Origin of the sequence: Enorma phocaeensis, from assembly GCF_900186505.1 — a bacterium.
In the GTDB taxonomy this organism is placed as follows: Bacteria; Actinomycetota; Coriobacteriia; order Coriobacteriales; family Coriobacteriaceae; genus Enorma; species Enorma phocaeensis.
The window spans coordinates 275702-294369 of sequence record NZ_LT891969.1 but is presented as its reverse complement, the minus strand read 5'-3'; the positions used below and the strand labels follow the sequence as shown (position 1 = coordinate 294369).

11 protein-coding genes and 3 tRNA genes are annotated in these 18668 nt (G+C 60.9%); 9 read left to right on the top strand and 5 right to left on the bottom strand.

Going from position 1 to position 18668, the window contains the following annotated elements:
• The 3 genes from C1717_RS04270 to C1717_RS04260 all read left to right on the top strand — a co-directional run bounded on the left by C1717_RS04270 (position 1) and on the right by C1717_RS04260 (position 4396).
• Positions 1 to 2883, top strand: coding sequence for an ABC transporter permease (locus tag C1717_RS04270; protein WP_102371991.1), 2883 nt, complete (start codon positions 1 to 3; stop codon positions 2881 to 2883).
• Positions 2884 to 3125: 242 nt separating this feature from the next.
• On the top strand, positions 3126 to 3578 hold the full coding sequence (locus C1717_RS04265; RefSeq protein ID WP_245859436.1) for a MarR family winged helix-turn-helix transcriptional regulator: 453 nt from the start codon (positions 3126 to 3128) through the stop codon (positions 3576 to 3578).
• Positions 3575 to 4396 (top strand): YczE/YyaS/YitT family protein, encoded by an 822-nt coding sequence (locus tag C1717_RS04260; protein ID WP_245859434.1) that lies wholly within the window; start codon positions 3575 to 3577, stop codon positions 4394 to 4396. The genes C1717_RS04265 and C1717_RS04260 overlap by 4 nt, the downstream gene beginning before the upstream one ends.
• A 30-nt stretch (positions 4397 to 4426) precedes the next feature.
• Here the strand turns inward: C1717_RS04260 and C1717_RS04255 are convergent, their stop codons facing one another.
• The gene (locus C1717_RS04255; RefSeq protein ID WP_102371989.1) at positions 4427 to 5704 is read right to left on the bottom strand and encodes a lysylphosphatidylglycerol synthase transmembrane domain-containing protein; all 1278 of its coding nucleotides are present in this window, start codon (positions 5702 to 5704) and stop codon (positions 4427 to 4429) included.
• Between the two features lie 311 nt (positions 5705 to 6015).
• Here C1717_RS04255 and C1717_RS04250 point away from each other — a divergent pair, with 311 nt between their 5' ends.
• The 4 genes from C1717_RS04250 (at position 6016) to C1717_RS04235 (ending at position 7965) form a co-directional block, all read left to right on the top strand.
• On the top strand, positions 6016 to 7470 hold the full coding sequence (locus C1717_RS04250; protein ID WP_102371988.1) for a glutamate-cysteine ligase family protein: 1455 nt from the start codon (positions 6016 to 6018) through the stop codon (positions 7468 to 7470).
• Between the two features lie 122 nt (positions 7471 to 7592).
• Positions 7593 to 7669, top strand: a tRNA-Glu gene (locus tag C1717_RS04245).
• 142 nt (positions 7670 to 7811) lie between these two features.
• Positions 7812 to 7885 (top strand) — tRNA-Gln (locus C1717_RS04240).
• 3 nt (positions 7886 to 7888) lie between these two features.
• Positions 7889 to 7965, top strand: a tRNA-Glu gene (locus C1717_RS04235).
• Positions 7966 to 8133: 168 nt separating this feature from the next.
• On the opposite strand, the gene C1717_RS04230 is transcribed toward C1717_RS04235, so the two are convergent.
• From C1717_RS04230 to arcA, 4 genes are all read right to left on the bottom strand, one after another.
• Entirely contained in the window at positions 8134 to 9615 is a 1482-nt protein-coding gene (locus C1717_RS04230) for a DUF1846 domain-containing protein (protein WP_102371987.1), read from the bottom strand.
• A 255-nt stretch (positions 9616 to 9870) separates the two neighbouring features.
• On the bottom strand, positions 9871 to 11448 hold the full coding sequence (locus tag C1717_RS04225; protein WP_102371986.1) for a YfcC family protein: 1578 nt from the start codon (positions 11446 to 11448) through the stop codon (positions 9871 to 9873).
• 137 nt (positions 11449 to 11585) lie between these two features.
• Positions 11586 to 12581 carry an ornithine carbamoyltransferase gene (gene argF / locus C1717_RS04220; protein ID WP_102371985.1) on the bottom strand — a complete coding sequence of 332 codons (996 nt, stop codon included), beginning with the start codon at positions 12579 to 12581 and terminating at the stop codon, positions 11586 to 11588.
• A 287-nt stretch (positions 12582 to 12868) separates the two neighbouring features.
• On the bottom strand, positions 12869 to 14110 hold the full coding sequence (gene arcA / locus C1717_RS04215; protein WP_102371984.1) for an arginine deiminase: 1242 nt from the start codon (positions 14108 to 14110) through the stop codon (positions 12869 to 12871).
• Between the two features lie 561 nt (positions 14111 to 14671).
• On the opposite strand from arcA, the gene ppk1 reads away from it, so the two are divergent.
• On the top strand, positions 14672 to 17248 hold the full coding sequence (gene ppk1 / locus C1717_RS04210; RefSeq protein WP_102371983.1) for a polyphosphate kinase 1: 2577 nt from the start codon (positions 14672 to 14674) through the stop codon (positions 17246 to 17248).
• Between the two features lie 62 nt (positions 17249 to 17310).
• Entirely contained in the window at positions 17311 to 18627 is a 1317-nt protein-coding gene (rlmD, locus tag C1717_RS04205; protein ID WP_102371982.1) for a 23S rRNA (uracil(1939)-C(5))-methyltransferase RlmD, read from the top strand.
• Positions 18628 to 18668 lie beyond the last annotated feature (41 nt).

Below are 18668 nucleotides of genomic sequence, written 5' to 3'. Positions count from 1 at the left end.
ATGAGCGTCTTCTCGCGCTTCGCGCTGCGTTCGCTCAAGCGTAACCGTACGCGCACCATCGTCTCGATCATCGGCGTAGCGCTTTCGGTCGCGCTCATCACCGCTGTGCTTACCAGCGTCGTCTCGCTCACGAGCATGCTCATCGAGCGCACCGCGTCCGATGAGGGCTGGTGGTACGCGGAAGCCGCCGGCATCACAGCGGATGATCTCGAGCGCTTGCAGAGTGACCAAGAAGTCACCGACCTCACCGTTATTGCCGACATGGGCACCATCTCGCTCGGCGAGGACAACTCGGACATCTTCGGAAAATACCTGTACGCAAAGACGTGGCCGCACGACCTGGATGCGAGCGAGCCCCTCATCTCGACCCCAGAGATCGTTGCCGGCCGTGCGCCCGAGGCCCCAGGCGAGATCTTGCTCCCCCATCCGCTTCAGAACGCTGAGCTCGCCCCGTGTGGGCTGACCGCGGCAGATGGCGGAACGATTGAAGTCGGAAGCCGCATCACGCTCGATTTGGGTACGCGCACGGTCACCAACCGGGAAGATGGAGCGAGCGCCACAGTAACCGCGATTCGCGGCGATTACATCGACGACAGTGCGCAAACTGAAACATATACGGCAGACCTCGGACAGATCGAGGGTACCGTCGTGGGCTTCTACCGTGCATACGGTTACTCCAGCCTCTATTCGCTCCAAGGCAACATCGCCTACGTCTACGACGACGGCAGCGCTGTCAATCGCGCAATCACCGACGATTCCGCCGCCACCTGGGCTGGAGCAATCTTCCGCACCGCAAACCCCGCTGATGCCGAGCCCCTCGCCGACGAGATCGTCAATGTGCATGAGCGAACCACTGACGGTGCATCAACGGCCCACACCTCCCTCATCCGTTGGATGGGAGTTACGCCCGATACGGCCATCTGGAACACGCTCTATCAGATCGCGGGCATCCTTGCCGCCGTCGTGGTGATTGCAGGCGTCTCGCTCGTCTACAACAGCTTCGCCATCTCGGTTGCCGAGCGCACGAGGCAATTCGGCCTGCTCTCGAGCCTAGGAGCCAGTCGCCGGCAGCTGCGTCGCACCGTGCTCATCGAAGCGCTTGCCATCGGCGGAGTTGGCATCCCAATTGGAATCGCGTTCGGAGTCACCGGCTGCTTCGTGGTGTTCGGCCTTCTTGGAGAGGGCATCGCAGCGCTTTCCGGCGGAGCTCAGGCAAACGTGATCGTGAGCCCCGTGGCGCTTGGCATAGCCGCGGTACTCGGTCTCGTGACGCTCTTGGTAAGCGCATGGATCCCCGCCATCCGCGCCAGCCGCGTCTCCGCTGTAGACGCCATCCGCCAAACGCAGGATGTTCGCCTCACTCGGCGGGCACGCCGCGCACAGCGAAAAGCAGCCCGTCGCAACGCATCCAAAACCACCGAGCGCTCCCTTGGTCTCGCAGGCCGCATCTTCGGCATCCCGGGATTCATCGCCCATAAAAACCTTACCCGGGCCTCCTCGAAGGGACGCGTCACCGTTGCCGCCCTCGCCGTCTCGGTTGCCCTCCTCATAACGTCCGGTTCCATCGCCGATGTCATGAGCTATGCCAGCGGCACGGCCGTCGATACCATGGAAGGCAAGGACCTGCTGCTCTACATCGATGTGACCGGCGCCGGCGCCGACCAGTCACTCGCGCTCGCAGACGGCAAGGTTGATGGCCCCGGCATGCAGGATGCCCTCTCGCGCTTCTACGCGGACGTACAGACCATTGATGGGGCGACGCCCAATGGGTATATGACGAGCTACGTGGCCGATGCGCTCATCCCCGCGGGCATGCTGAACGATGGCATCATGGGCCTCGACGGAAGCGCACCGCTCCTCGCGAACGGCTCATGGTATGGGTCTGTCTATGTGAACTTCGTCGATGGAGCAACGTGGGAGGCCTACGTCGACTCGCTCGGGCTTGATCGCGCCACGTTCTGCGACCCTGCCCGCCCGCTTGCCATCGCGGTGAATTCTTACGACGTCAACAACGGAGAAACGTACGGCAACTATCAGCCGTTCAAAGCCGAGGGAACGATTGAATCCCTCGAGTTTGCCGATTTGAACGGGCACTTCGTTTCCAGCATTGAGGACGATCCCGCAGGTGGCCTGCGAGCCCTGTATTTCGACAACGATGGAGATCCGGCCTACCTGCCCTATGATGAAGCAGTTGCGAGCACGCAGAACATCGAGGTGGGCGCGCTTGCCGACACTCGCCCTGTTTGCGTGGATTCCTCAGGCACGCTCCAGCTCATCTTGCCTGCCTCCGCCATCGACCTTTCCGCGAACACGGGGTATCTACGGGCCAGCATGTCCATCGATGCAGGCGGCGACGCCTCTGCCGCCACCCAGGCCCAAGAGGCAATCGAATCGATTGCCGAGGACTACCCCGAGCTTGATATCGCGTATACGAACGTTGCTCAGGGCAAGCTCCAAGCACGTCTCATGGCCACTACGGTCAACACCTTCATCTACTGCTTCGCCGTTATCACGGGGCTCATCGCGGTGGCAAACGTCTTCAACACGCTTGCGAACGCCCTCATCCTTCGTCAGCGCGAGTTCGCGATGCTCAAATCTGTGGGCATGGGCAACCACGCCTTCCGCCGCATGATCGCCTACGAGTGCGCGAGCTATGCACTGCGGGGCTTTGCGATCGGCCTTGCCCTGGCAGCGCTCGCAAGCTACGGGCTCTACCTGTCCATGAGCCTCTCGTATAGCACCTACGAGTTCAGCCTTCCATGGATGCAGGTGGGCATCTCAGCCGTGGTCGTACTCATCGTCATTCTCGCAAGCGTGATATACGCCATGCGTCGCAGCCGCAGCTCAAGCGTTGTCGAGGCGCTGCGCGAGGATGCGATCTAGGGGGCGAGCCGCACTCGGACCTGTCTGCGCGCCGGATATAGCTCTTCGCATTCAAGCAGCATATACGCTCCTGCGCCCTTCCCGACCTGCAACTCTGTCGGGGAGGGCGCCCCTTGCCAGCAATGCGCCTGCAACGAAGCGAAAACTCTACGCAATGGTCTTCCGCAAACGGCTTGACTCATACTGCAGACGGTAGTATTAGTTTGTATACCAACTGTTTGTATACAAACTTTAGGAGATCTGTGAACATTGATGAAGCGGTGAAGCCCATCCACCATCAGCTCCTCGTCGCCTTCTCGCATTCCAACCGCGCCATGCAGGCGCGCACGCGTGCAGGCGGCCTCAAGCCGGGACAACCCAAGGTCCTCGAGCACCTGGCGTTTCACGAGGGCTGCACTCAGCGCGACATCGGGCGCGCGTGCGTCATGGACAAGTCGAGCGTCACGAGCGTCGTCGCTCGGATGGAGGATGAGGGGCTCGTCGAACGGCGCGCAAAGCCGGCCGACAAGCGCGTCGCGACCGTCTATCTAACCCAAAAGGGACGCGAAGCCGCCGCACGCGTGCTCGACTTCCGTGCCGAGGTGGACGCCATCGCCTGGCAGGGTCTCGACGCGCGAGAGCGCGAGGAGCTCTCCTCCCTGCTCGATAGGGTAATCGAGAATCTACAAGCCAACGAGGAGGGGACCTGCGCATGATGGAACAGGCGAAGGTTTCGGCAGAAGGCTCCGTGATGCAGAGTGACTCGCTCGGGCAGGGCGCCGCGGACGCCCACTCCTCGCAGACCGCCTCCCCCACCAAGGAACCCGCGAGCACGCCCCGCCTTGCAGCGCGGCTGCATTCCGAGCGTCTCATCCAGCGCTATCTCTGGTTCATCCTCGGAGTGTGCATCAACAGCTTCGGCGTCGCGTTCATCACCAAGGCAGCGCTCGGCACCTCGCCTATTTCGAGTATTCCTTATGTGCTCGACCTCGCCTTCCCACCCACCTTCGGTGAGACCACCTTCGCGATGAACCTCGTCTATATCGTGCTTCAGATTGTGCTGCTCCGACGCGACTTCAAACCAATCCAGTTGTTCCAGATCGTGGTCAACCTGCTCTTTAGCGCACTCATCGACGTGAGCATGGCTTTTCTCACGTGGCTCGAGCCCGCAACCCTGCCCGCCCAACTCGCCTCGCTCACCCTCGGCTGCGTCATCCTCGCGTTCGGAGTCTCCGTCGAGGTTGCACCGAATGTCATCACCGTGCCCGGAGAGGGAATCGTCCGAGCCATCGCATCGGTCACGAAGAGGCCATTCGGGTCAGTGAAGATGCTCTTTGACACCACGCTGGTCATCATCGCCTGCGCGCTCTCGTTCGTCTTCTTCGGCTACTTGAACGGCCTCGGCGCGGGCACAATCATCTCAGCGTTTGCGGTCGGGCGCCTCTGCAACCTCTTCAATCGCCACGTTCCACTTCTCGCGCGCATCGCGCGCCTCACGCGCGGCACCACAGGAGCTCCCGAAGAAGCGCTCTAAACGCGCCAGAGCATGTTGTTGATGCGTCGTCTACTTCTTCTTCCGGCGCATCTTGCTCGGCGAAACCGTGATCCCACCTGCGGTCTGGCGGACCTGTTGGCGGCGAGGGCGCTTTGGAGCAGCCGATACAGGCTGTGCAGCACCCTCAGGGGCAGGTACGCGGCGCGTTCCGGAGGCAGCGCGCTGCGGGCGCTCGCCACCATGCACGATACGGTCCCAACGCGCATGGATGCTCGCATGGCGCGCAGACTTGAGGCCGAGCAGGGGTGCCGTCAGGATGGTGGGTGCAAAGAACGTGATCAGGCGCCAAACCAGGTAGCCCGCCGTAGCGGAAGCGCCGAAGAAGTGACCCAGGAACAGCGCGAAGCCGCCCTCGGCACCACCCGTGCCGCCCGGGAGCGGCACCGCCGAAGAAAGCAGCTGGATAAAGGCGCCGGCAGCGAGGCACGAGAGGAAATCGACATCATGGTTTCCAAATGCCAGAAGCACGAAGTACGGCACCATGTAGAAGAAGGCAAGCTGCGCCATGGTCACCAACATGGTGATGCCCATGGAAGAGAGATGCGCCGCCGCGTGCTTGAAATGATGGGAGAACGAGTAGATCTCGTTGTTCACGTAGTCGCGCCATCCGCGAGTCCGATCGCTCTCACCGCCGATGCGCTCAACGAAACCGATGGCCCACGTGGCGAGCTTGGTCACGAAGCCCGGGCAGAGAGACACCACGAACAACGCCGTAAGCAGCACCACATGTCCACCGAAGCTGAACAGGCATAGAAGCGTCATATCGCCGTAGAGGTCGGTGAAGAACGGCAAGCGCACCGCAAGCAAGATAGCGCCCCACACAACGAGGCCAACCTGAAACACGATGTAGCGCGTAAACTGCGTGGCACCCGCCTCGCCCACGGGCTGGCCCGCCTTGGTAAGGCGATAAATCTGAGCCGGCGTGCCCCCGACCATCATGGGCGTGAGGTTGCCGAAAAACACACCCGAAGCCTCGACGGAGATGAGATCGCGGATACCGACCGGCGACTCGGGATCAAGCCAAACGGCGATCGCGTAAGCGGCGACGCCAAAGATGAAGTAGAGCACCATGCACAGGCACGCCACGACGATCCACGACATGTCGACCGTGGACAGCGCCTCGATGAACTGAGCCATCTGACCCGTGAAGATCAGGTACACGATATAGGCTACGAGCACGAGCCCGATGAAGATCGCGCCGCGCCGTGCGCCCTTCTTATCATCTCCGCCCGCAGACGAAGCGTCGACACGGGGTTTAGGGGAAGCGCTATGTGGGGACTCCGACATGGTTCTCCTTGGTAATACGCACGCGCATTCGCAGAACTTCACAACATAGCTATTGTAGTGCAAGTAGAGGCCTCAACACCCTTGCAGCCGCTCTCCGACGTAACTCCATGCACGGGACCCCGAACACGTCGCCCTGGAAAAGGAGCCATCTACCTTCAGATTCGTGTCTATTGTGCCGATGAAGAGGTGCTGCGCCCGTTTCGCACAAGGCAAACGAATCACTGAACTTCAACCTAATCGGAACTTTGCGATGCTGTGCCGCTGGGTAAGTGGGTAGGATGGTTTGGACGCACCCATTAAGGAGATCAGCCATGTCCATGCCAGATGCCACCTGCATCCCCACGTTCACCGGTTCCTTCCGCCAAAACCTCGACGCCCTCATCGAGCTCTTCGAGCGCGGGGACAAAGACCCCGCAGGCAAGAAGATTGGCTTCGAGCTCGAGCGGATTCTCATCGACGATTCGGGCGCGGTCGTGCCCTTCTCGGGAGAACGAGGCGTCTCCGCCTTGATCCATGAGCTTGCGGCTCATCATGCGGCTGACGAGCAGATCATAATCGACGGGCACTTGCTCGGCCTCGCCTACAGTATCGAGACCGATCTTGAGGAAGTCGAGGTCAACGTCTCTCTCGAACCCGCCGCGCAGATCGAGGTCTCCGCCGGGCCGGCGCATTCAGTCAAAGCGCTTTACGATGCCGTGCGCTCCTTCGATGCCGAAGTCAACGCCGCCTGCGCCGCCATCGGGCTCCAGGCGCATCTCGTGCCCGTAGGCTACAATCCCGTTGTCACAGATCCGCTCGAGCTCGAGCTCATCCCTAAAGACCGGTATCGCGACATGGACGCCTACTTGTCGCGTCGCGGTCGCTATGCACGCGATATGATGCGCTGCACCGCTTCCACGCAAGTCTCGCTCGATTACGAGAGCGAGGAAGACGCACAGCGCATCTACCGAATGGCCACGCTCCTTGGGCCGCTCCTCTCCTTCCTCTTCGACAATGCCCCTGTCTTTCGGGGTAAGGCAACACCCGGTATGGCGCGCTCACGCATCTGGCATCATGTCGATGTCGATCGATGCGGCATCGTGCCCGGTGCGCTGGAAGGGCTCACGTTCGAGGACTACATCCTGTGGGTATCCGGCGTTAAGCCCATCCTCTTCACCGATGCCCAGCACGCCACAACCTCGACAGGCGACCGCTACACCCGTGACCTTATGTCCGAACGGCCCTTGGAACGCTCGGAGCTCATGCACCTGCTGTCGATGGTCTTCCCCAACGTACGCCTCAAGGGCTTCGTCGAACTGCGCGAGATGGACGCTCTTCCACCGCGCCTCGCGGCAGCGTGCACGAGCTTCACCGGTGCGCTCTTCTACGACAAATGCCTGGAAGACAAACTCGTTGGTCTTCTCTCCAGCTATCTCCCCCACGGCTTTGAGGGCATTGACGAGAACGATGCCGTGCTAGCCCGCATCCATCTTGAGGAACAGGGTTGGGACGCCAAGGTCTACGGCATGCCAGCCACCGCCATGGTCGATGCGCTCATCGAGATCGCGCGCAGCAACGTCGAGTGCGGATGCGGGTGCACGGGCATCGGGAGCGATAAGCCGTCCTCGGTCAAAGTACCCGTTGTTCGCGAGACGGGGACGGCGCGCGTCTTCGACCTCGAGGGCATCGAGATGCTAGCCGACATGTGGGGTGCGCGCCGTCTACCCCGCGAGGAGAGCGCAGCGAAGCTCAAGCAGCTTGGAATCATCGAAGCTTCGGCAGTTTAGGCGCGCTCTCACGACTGCACTCCACGAGTTGCCCACAACTTCACGCTCTTGGAAATTGCCTCTTGCGCAGACGCGACGCTTCCCGTAATATTCTTTTCGCTGAGCACGCGTGCTCACCACATGGCCCGTTCGTCTAGCGGTTTAGGACGCCGCCCTCTCAAGGCGGAGATCACCAGTTCGAATCTGGTACGGGCTACCAAGAACTTGAGCAGGCTCCTTCGGGGGCCTGTTTTGCTATGCGCAGCCCATCGCCACATAATTATTCAAGAAATTAGGGCTTGCGCTCTCATGTCTGCTGCCGTAATATATCTATCTGCGCGACCGCAAGGTTGTGTTTCCACTGGGATGTCGTCTAATGGCAGGACAGCGGATTCTGGTTCCGTCAATGGGGGTTCGACTCCCTCCATCCCAGCCATATGGCCCGTTCGTCTAGCGGTTTAGGACGCCGCCCTCTCAAGGCGGAGATCACCAGTTCGAATCTGGTACGGGCTACCAAGAACTTGAGCAGGCTCCTTCGGGGGCCTGTTTTCGTATGGGAAGCTAGCCGCATGCCGCCCGCTCGGAGCCGGGCAGGTCCAAGACGCTGACGTTGCCGCCATAAGCAAAACGAGCACCCGGATCGACCGAATGCCCGCCTAGAATCGCGCCCTGCTATGGACACGCTTAGCGATGGAAGTACGTATGGCGTTCGTACTTGGGCTCGCAGCACACGTTGATGCCAAGCTTCTTGAGCAGCGCCTCGTCTGTAGCGGAGATGATGACCGAGAAGAAGGCGTCGCACCCGCGCAACTTGGGCAAGCCGGCGAGAACCCTCGCCGCGACCTCGCTCGTTGCCGAAGTGATTGAGAGCGCGATGAGCGTTTCATCGGGATGGAGTCGCGGATTATGGCTCCCCAGCTGCGAGGTCTTGAGCTTGCTGATGGGCTCGATCGCCTCGTTGCTGATGACCTCGAGCTCAATGTCGACGCCCGTTACGCTCTTGAGGGCATTCATGAGCAGAGAGCTTGCAGCACCAAGCCGCTCAGACGTCTTGCCAGTGACCACAGAGCCGTCGGGCAGCACCATGGCGCCCACGGGCGCCCCCGTGGTCTCCTCTTTGAGCAGCGCGGCAGATCTGGCAGGCGACAAGTCCTTCCCCACCCCCGCCTTCTTCATGATGACCTTGAGCTTGTCGACGAGCCCCTGACCGGTCCCCGTACGCTTCACGTTCACGGCGGCGGTGAAATACCTGCGCACGATCTCCATGCACGCGGCATCGCGACAGGCCTCGTCATCCGTGATGGCAAAACCAACCATGTTGACGCCCATATCGGTGGGGCTCTGATACGGGCTCTCCCCCATGATCTTCTCCATCAAGGCCTTGACCACAGGAAACGCCTCGACATCGCGATTGTAGTTGACTGCGGTTTTTCCGTACGCTTCGAGGTGGAACGAGTCGATGATGTTCGAATCGTCGAGGTCGACGGTCGCCGCCTCATAAGCGATGTTCACCGGATGCTTGAGCGGGAGGTTCCATACGGGAAACGTCTCGAACTTGGCATACCCGGCAGAAACGCCATGCCGGTGCTCGTGATATACCTGCGAGAGGCAGGTCGCGAGCTTGCCGGAACCAGGACCCGGCGCCGTAACGACGACGAGCGGGCGTGAGGTCTCCACAAACTCGTTCTTGCCGTAGCCCTCTTCGGACACGATCAGATCGATGTCGTGAGGATACCCCTCGATCGGATAATGGAGCTTGCAGGGAATGCCGAGCATAGAGAGGCGCTTGCGGAACACGTCGGCAGCAGGCTGGCCGGCATACTGCGTGAGCACAACGGCCGCCACCGCAAGGCCGTTGCTGCGGAAGATGTCCGCCAAGCGCAAGACGTCCTCATCATAGGTGATGCCCAAATCGCCGCGCGCCTTGTTCTTCTCGATATGGTTCGCGTTGATGGCGATGATGATCTCCACGTCCTCAGAGAGGCTTTTGAGCATGCGGAACTTGCTATCAGGCTCGAACCCGGGGAGCACGCGCGATGCGTGGTAGTCATCAAACAGCTTGCCGCCGAACTCAAGGTAGAGCTTGCCGCCGAACTGGTCGATACGCTTGCGAATCTGCTGAGCCTGCAGCTCGATGTACGTATCGTTACTGAATCCCTGGCGCATATGCCCTGCCTTTCCCGTCCGCTCACAAGAACCCAACCAGTATACCGGAGCCGTCAGACGAAAAGAGAAAAAGCGCTTCGCCGCCGCCATAGGACCACGGGAAGCGCACTAAACGCATTCGCCCCCTCCCGTGCACGGTTCGGGAGGGGGCAAGGTAGGGTCACACCGACGCCGCCCATGCGCGTGCCGGCTGACGACTTATGACCCCCGCAGGCCGCAAGGAGACAAGCGACCTGCGGGTCAGCGAACTCGCGATTAAAGGATCACGAGAGCGGCGGTCACGACGATGATGCAAACGACGGACAGGACCACGACGAGCTTCATCGCGAACTTGAGCCACGTCGTCCACTCGATGCGGGCGAGCGCAAGGCCGCCCATGATGGCACCGGACGTCGGGGTGAACAGGTTCACCACGCCGATGGCGCTCGAGAAGATCATTACCATGACCTCAGGCGAGAAGCCGAGGGCATCGGTCAGCGGTCCCATGATGGGCATGGAGACCGTAGCCATGCCAGAGGTCGACGGGATGAGGAAGGACAGCCCGAAGTAGATGATCCACGCGATGGGCGCGAACAGGACGCCGGACACGCCCTGGAGCGCGTTCGCGGCAGCGTTCAGGACGTAGAGATCGAGTCCCGTGGCAGCCATGAGCACGGAGATGCCGCGGGCGAGCGCGATGACGAGCACGACGCTCATCATGTCGGCAGCACCGGCGATGAAGGTGTTCACGATTTCCTTCTCGGAAAGACCGCCCACGATGCCGATGACGATAGCCATGATGAAGAACCACGTGGACGCCTCATCGAAGTACCATTGACCGATCGGCAGGCCCGTGATGACGGCAGACCAGCCCTGGGCGGTCTGAACGTCGCTGGAGGAAACGCCCTCGACGGTGCCGTCCATGGTGGTCACGGAGCCGTTGGCATCGTCGTATGCAGCGGCGAGGTCGTCGCTGGTGATCTCGGTCTCGACGGTCTCCCACTGGGAGCCGGCATCGAAGAAGTTGGCAACGCCCTCGTTGAGGTCGGCGATGGGGATGAAGCCCAGGATCATGACGACGAACGTGAAAGCGAAGATGACCAGCACGGCCTTCTGGCGCCCGGTGAGCTTGATGTCCTTGTTAACCTCGGACGCAGCGGCTCCATGGGCCTCCTCGGCATTCTGCTGCTCCTGGAGCGACAGGATGGTCGAACCCTTGTCAGCCTTGACCTTCTTGGCATAGCTCATCACGAAGAGGATTGAGATGAACGTGGTGATCACGCAGAGGACGAGGCCGAGGCCGATGATGATGGTCTGGTCAGCCTCGATGCCCACGCCGCGCAGGGAGTCGACGGCGGCGCCGACAGCGAACGGGTTGACCGTGGAGCCCAAGCAGCCGCAACCGGCACCGAGCAAAACGGTGGCAGCGCCGACCATGGGGTCGAAGCCAGCTGCCATCATGGTGGCGGCGAGCAGGGCGTAGAACGGGACGGTCTCCTCGCACATGCCATAGGTGGTGCCACCTAGGGCGAAGATGCACATGAGAACCGGAATGATCGCGATCTCGTTACCCTTGAGCTTCTTGACGAGCACGGCGATGCCATTGTCAAGCGCGCCCGTCTTGGTCATCATGCCCAGGAAGCCGCCCAGGATGAAGACGAAGAGGCAGACGGGAAGCGCGTCAGCAAAACCCTTGACGGGCGCGGTAAAGAAATCGCTCAGATTAGCAGCGGTAACCTGATCAGGCGCGACGCCCGACACAATGACGGTGACGATCGCGACGATTGCAAGCAATAGAAGAAGAATGGTGAACGACGACAGCATGCCGCGCTTTTTCTTGGTGGCTTCAGCCATTTCTTCTTCCTCCCTTCTAGTAAATCGGATGCAGACGAACTGCCCTTCCGTGCATAAGGGATGTCAGCCTGTGGCTATCGCGGAGTTGCTCCGCAATGGTTCGGGCGGACGCCCCCACGCCCGCCCGAACGCAGAACCTACTTCAAGGTCGCGTACATCACAGCCTTGATGGTGTGCATACGGTTCTCGGCCTCGTCGAAGACCTTGGACTGCGGGCCCTCGAAGACCTCGTCGGTGACCTCCATCTCGGTGACACCGAACTTCTCGGCGATGTCCTTGCCGATGGTGGTGTTGGTGTCATGGAAGGAAGGCAGGCAGTGCAGGAAGATGGCCGAAGGATCGGCAAGGTCCATGAGCTCCTGCGTAACGCGGTAGGCCTCGAGCTGCTTGATGCGCTCGGTCCAGACCTCGTCAGGCTCGCCCATGGAGACCCACACGTCGGTGTAGATGACGTGGGCTCCGGTGCAGGCGGCCTTCGGATCCTCGGTGAGGGTGATGGTGCAGTTGTTTGCAGCAGCGATGGGCTTGCAGGCCTCGATGACGTCATCGGCGGGCATGCACTCCTTGGGGCCGCAAGCAACGAAATTCATGCCGAGCTTGGCGCACACCACCATGAGGGAGCGGGCGACGTTGTTCTTGGCATCGCCCATGAACACGAGGGTCTTGCCCTTGATGTCGTAGTTGAAGTTCTCCTGAACGGTCAGGATGTCAGCGAGCATCTGGGTGGGATGCCACAGATCGGTGAGGCCGTTCCATACCGGCACGCCGGACTTAGCGGCGAGCTCCTCGACGTCCTCCTGGGCGAAGCCACGGAACTCAATGCCGTCGTACATGCGGCCGAGCACGCGGGCGGTGTCCTCGATGGACTCCTTCTTGCCCATCTGGGACGAGCCGGGATCCAGGTAGGTCACGCCCATGCCGAGGTCCATGGCGCCGACCTCGAAGGCGCAGCGGGTGCGCGTGGAGGTCTTCTGGAACAGCAGGACGATGTTCTTGCCCTCGAGGTAGCGATGCGGGGTGCCGGTGCGCTTGAGGTCCTTGAAGTTCTTGGAGAGCTTCAGCATGTACTCGATCTCCTCAGTGGAGAAGTCGAGCAGGCGCAGGAAGCTGCGGCCGGAGAGGTTAACACCCATGGTTCGTTCCTTTCGTTCGAATCCGTGCACGGGGCGCGATGCGCCCCATCCGTCTTGATGGCAAGAGCACAGCGTGATCCTGCCGAGATGTGACGAGCTCGCCGGCACCTTATGATGAGAGGAGAGACACGCCGTTTCGCAAAACGCGTTTGGGCGCCACCGATACTCGAAACACCTAGCGGGTGCGGCGCGTCGCTTCGCGCTTATCGCCGCACCCGATACTACAACTCATCGATCCTGAGCACCCATCGTAGATCGATGGGGCATGGACCGTACCGACAGACGGACTAGAGGTCCTCGCGCCAGAACGGCATGCTCATGCAGCGCGGGCCGCCACGGCCACGGGAGAGCTCGGCCGAAGGCACGACGAGCAGCTCCATGCCCTCCTTGTAGAGGACATCGTTGGTGACGTTGTTGCGCTGATAGACGCAGATCTTGCCGGGGGCGACGGCGAGCGTGTTGGAACCATCGTTCCACTGCTCGCGAGCGGCTGCGATCGGATCGCCGCCACCGCAGGGGATCAGCTTGACGGCGTCGATGCCGAGCGCCTTGGCAAGGATGTGCTCGAGCGTGTCGTTCATCTCGGAGATCTCGACCTCGCCGGGGTTCTTGCCCGGGGTGAGCTTGAACACCTGGAGCGTGCCCATGATCGCCGGATGGATGGTGAACTTGTCGACGTCGATCTGCGTGAACACGGTGTCGAGGTGCATGAAGGCACGGGACACGGGGATGTTGAACGCAAGGATCGTGTCGATCTTGGAGTCGGAGTTCCAGAACATGTTCTGAGCCATGACGTCGATGGCGGCAGCCTGGGTGCGCTGCGAAATGCCGACGGCGATAGTATGGTCGTTGATGTTCAGGACGTCGCCGCCCTCGGTGTGGAAGGAGGCGTCGCGACGGAAGTACAGCGAGACATCCTTGTAATCAGGGTGATACTTGAAGATGTACTTGCCATACAGCGTCTCGCGGTTACGCGTGACCGAATACATGCGGTTGAGGTTGACGCCGGTGCCAACGACCGCGAACGGGTCGCGGGTGAAGTAGAGGTTCGGCATCGGGTCGACCAGAAGATCGCTCTCGGTCTCGACGTTCACCAGGGAATCGAGCGTGACGGAGCTGGCATGGGGCAGCTCGACCTCGGCCTTAGTGATGCCGGCCATGGTCTTCTTGACGTACTCGAGGTTGTCGGTGATGGAGTCGAGCAGCTCGGTGATGGCAGCCGGGGCCATCTTGCCCTTGATGCCGGCCTCCGCAAGCCACTGCTCTTGGAACTCAGCACGAGCCTCAGGGACGGCGTCGAACGCCTCGGCAACGAGCTTCTCGAGATACAGCACCTCGACACCCTGCTCGCGCAGGATCTCCGCGAAGCGATCGTGCTCCTGCTGGGCGACCTCCAGGAACGGAACGTCGTCGAAGAGCAGGCGCTCGAGCTCGTCGGGCGGCAAGTTGAGCAGCTCATCGCCGGGACGATGCAGGCAAACCTTCTTTAGCTGCCCAATCTCGCTCGTTACGTGCAAGCCTTTCGTCATGTCCTCCTACCTTTCTACCTTGGCCGCTTGCGCGACCGCCTACGCACCGTGCACAACGCACGATGCGGTATGCACACAACATAGATATATCCATTTTTCTAAAATCTGTACCCTAGTTCCGCCAACGGTACCAAAGAGCGGGGGAACGGTATATTGCGAAACATATCTCGGATTACCACTTTATTTCGTTAAAGCGCTTACGTGCGGAAATAATAGATTCATTCTTCATTAAGAGCTATCAGAATGGATATTATACAAGTTGTAATGCATATTATTACTTAATCTATGTAGCGACCAATGTTGTTTCATGACATCTTAAATACCAATTTTGTATTCATTTAATAACCGAGTTTATTCAATTTTCAATCTTTGACGACCGTTCGCAACGCGCAACCTACCGCTCATCGGCGCGGTCCGCAAGCGTCCATGCGTAAGCACTTCATAAAGCTTTCGAATTGAGGGCTCCCCGCGTTGCGCACTCGCTTATAAACGAAAGAACCTATACTGGGGGAAACGTGTGCCCCGCATCAGACGGGAACCGTAGGAACGGAGCAATGAACCATGGCATCAAAAGAAGAGAAAAGAACTAAGGCGTCTCGCAAGCAGCGCAAAGCAGAGGGTATCGAGCGAGCTGAGCGCTACGACTTCTCCTACACGCAAAACCGCGAGCTGAGCTGGCTGCGTTTCGACGAACGCGTTCTCGATGAAGCCTACGACGAGACCGTCCCCCTCTTTGAACGCCTCAACTTCGCAGCGATCTTCCAATCCAACCTCGATGAGTTCTTCATGATCCGCGTAGGCGGACTCTCCGACCTCGCCACGCTCAAACGGCAGCCCGTAGACAACAAAAGCAACCTCACCCCGTCCGAGCAAATCGACCTCGTGTTCAAGACGCTACCGCCGCTCATCAAAAAGCAGAACGACATCGTTGCCGCGATAGAAGACGAACTGGAGAAGCATCGGGTCTTCCGCGTCGTCCCGAACGAGCTAGCGGGCGAAGATCGCACCTTCGTCGAGCGCTACTTCCAATCCTACGTCTCGCCCGTCATATCCCCGCTCGTGATCGACCCGCGTCACCCCTTCCCCAACCTCAGGAACGCGGCGCTCTATCTTGTCTGCTCGCTCGAAAGCGACGAGGAGGAGAACCTCCTCGGCCTCATCGAGGTTCCCACTTCGATGAATCGCGTGGTCGCCATGCCCTCAAAGGACGGCGCGTATCGCTATATTCTCCTCGAGGATGTGATCTTGACCTGCATAACGAGTTGCTTCGGCTCGTATCTGCCGGCTGGGTGCGCGGTCGTGCGCGTCACGCGCAACGCCGACATCGACCCGGACGGCGAGGGCGTCGAAGAGGACGAGGACTACCGCCAGCATATGAAGCGTATCCTGAAGAAGCGCTTGCGCCTCCAGCCCGTCGCCCTCCAAGTGCTCGGGGACCTAGAACCCGCGACGCTCAAATCCATCCGCAAGTCGCTCGGCCTCGCCGCTCATTCGGTCCTCCACTACACCACCCCTCTTGACCTCAGCTATATCTACAGCGTCGAGGGCCATCTGCCCGAGCCCGCTCGCAGCGAGCTGCTTTTCGCCCCGTTCAAACCCCAGCCAAGCCCCATGTTCAAGTCGGGTAGGTCCATTCGCGACCAAGTCATCGCAGGCGATAAGCTGCTGTTCTATCCATACGAGTCCATGAACCCCCTGCTCGACCTCATGCACGAAGCCGCTTTCGATGACTCGTGCATCTCGATGAAGATCACGCTCTACCGCGTGGCAAAGCAGTCGAGGCTGTGCGAGTCGCTCATCGATGCTGCGGAAAACGGCAAGGAGGTCACCGTCCTCATGGAGCTCCGCGCCCGCTTCGACGAGCAGAACAACATCGAGTGGGCAGAGCGCCTCGAGGAGGCGGGCTGCACCGTCATCTACGGCTCCGAGGGCTTCAAGTGCCATTCCAAGATCTGCCAGATAACCTATCGCGACGGCATGGCGCTCACCCGCCTGACGCTGCTTGGCACCGGCAACTTCAATGAGAAGACCGCGAAGCTCTACTCGGACTTCATGCTCATGACCGCGCATCCCGGCATCGGCGAGGATGCGAACGCGTTCTTCCGCAACCTCTCGCTCGGCAACCTCTCCGGTGACTACCGCTACCTGGGCGTCGCGCCGGCGGGACTCAAGCCGCTCATCATGAACGGCCTCAACCGCGAAATCGACCGCGCTCGAGAGGGGCTGCCCGCGCGCGTCTTCTTCAAGATGAACTCGCTCACCGACCGCGAGGTCATCGACAAGATCGCCGAGGCAAGCCAGGCTGGCGTCGACGTGCAGATGATCATCCGCGGAATCTCCTGCCTGCTACCCGACGTCGCATGCAAAACCGAAAACGTGCACATCCGCTCCATCGTCGGCCGTTTCCTCGAACATGCGCGCGTCTATTCCTTCGGTGTGGAAAACGACATCGTCTACCTCTCTTCCGCCGACATGATGACCCGCAACACCGAGCATCGCGTCGAGATCGCCTACCCCGTGCTCGATCCTGCATGCCGCGCCATGGTGCAGGAGTACATGCATGCGCAATTGAACGACAACGTGAAAGCGCGCACCCTCTCGAACAGGGGAACCTGGGAGGTTGTCTCGCGCAATGCCGACGAGATGCCCTTCAACTCGCAGGAATACCTCCTCAAGCATGCCTACGCCCGTGCAGCGGATGCGGCGGAAGCCGAGCGTGCTGCGCGCAAGCAGGAGCGCCGGCAAGCGATCGAGCAGCCCGTGCCGGATTACGATGCCGCCTCAGCGGTTCTCGATGCTGCGGCCCAGACCGTAGCGCGGCAACTGGAGCAGATGAGGCCCACCGCACCGGCACCGGTCACTCCCCCGCAAAGCCAGATGGATGAGGCAGCGGAGCAGACGCCTCCCGCGTCTGCGGGGGCACCGGTTGCTCCGGAGCCTGCTGCTCGGGAGACCGCCGTGTGCGCCACCCTCATCGAACCCGAGCCCGAGGCACATGAGGCCCCCATCGACCATCATGCAGCCAAGAGCACCACGCTTGCTAAGCGCAAGCCAGGGCGCGTCCGCTCGGGTCTCGCCCTGATCGGACTCGGTATCAAAACGCTCCTGATAGGCTCCCCCAAGGAGCGTCGCCGCTAGGTCTTCGCGCAGGTCGGTCCCTTCGGGTACACTGGTAGGCCGAGCAGCGAGAAAGGGGCCGCATGCAACTGACCGTCGAACGAATGGCCTATGGACCAGATGCCATCGCCCGCACCGCGGAAGGAAAGACCGTCTTCGTCACGGGCGCGGTGGCCGGCGATGTCGTAGAGGCGACGATCGACACCGAGGGTCCTACGTTCGCGCGCGCGCATGTGGAGAGGATCATCGAACTCTCCCCCAACCGCATCCAGCCCCCATGCCCCTTCGTGGGGCTTTGCGGCGGCTGCCCCTGGGGTGCGCTCAGGCGCGAAGACCAACTTGCCGCCAAATCGGAGAATCTCCGCTCGGCACTCGCACGCATCGGCAGATTCTCCGCCGACGATATCGATCGGCTCGTTCGGCCCATACGGCACACCGAAGATGCCTGGGGGTATCGCAACAAGATCGAGCTCGCCGTGCGCGGGGAAAACGGCCATGTCGTTCTCGGCATGCACGGCCTCGATCCCGATCAAATCATCAGAATCGATCGGTGCCCGTTGTTCGAGAAGGCATTCCCAAAAGCGCTCAAATCCGCGGCAGGCGCTCTCTCCTACCTTGGCAACTCGCGCGATCTTTCTCTCGAACGCGTAGGGGTACGCGCCAGCCGGCGCACCAAAGCGCTCGAAGTGGCGCTCTGGACCCCAACGGGGGGCTTCCCGCGCGCTCATGTCGCCCGCGTGCTCGAGGATGCCCTGAAACCAACGAGCATCGTGCGCGTCATGACCAAGGGCGAGCGCAAAGCCAGGCGCGTGGTGAAAAACGAGCTGCTTGCCGGCCAAGGGTCATGGACCGAGCGAATCGGATCCGAGGTAATGTGCGTCTCCGCCCCGTCGTTCTTCCAAGTCAATACCGCCGCAGCGGAAATCTTGATCGAGCTTGTGATGGATGCGCTGAATCCCGGAGAGGACGACGTCGCTTGCGACCTGTATTGCGGCGCGGGCACGTTCACCCTACCGCTCGCACGGCGCTGCGCCTGGGTTTCAGCGGTGGAATCGTATGGCCCCGCCGTGCGCGACCTCAGACGCAACCTCGAACGCGCCAGACTCGACAACGTTGATGCGATCGGTGGGGATGCCGTACGCGAGTTCCCCGCCGACGAGGTGGACGTACTCGTGGTCGACCCTCCTCGTGCGGGCCTAGACCCCGAGGCAGTCGAGCTCATCTCGGACACCTCCGCTCGCGATGTAGCCTACGTTTCATGCGACCCCGCAACGCTCGCACGCGACCTTGCGCGCTTTGCCGAGCGAGACGTCTTCGAGCCGGTAACCATCACCCCGGTAGACCTCTTCCCGGAAACGTTCCATTGCGAAACCGTCGTGCACCTCTCGCGCAAGCGGTAGCGGAGTCGTGCAACGCGGCACCAAGGCCGCGGAATTTGACG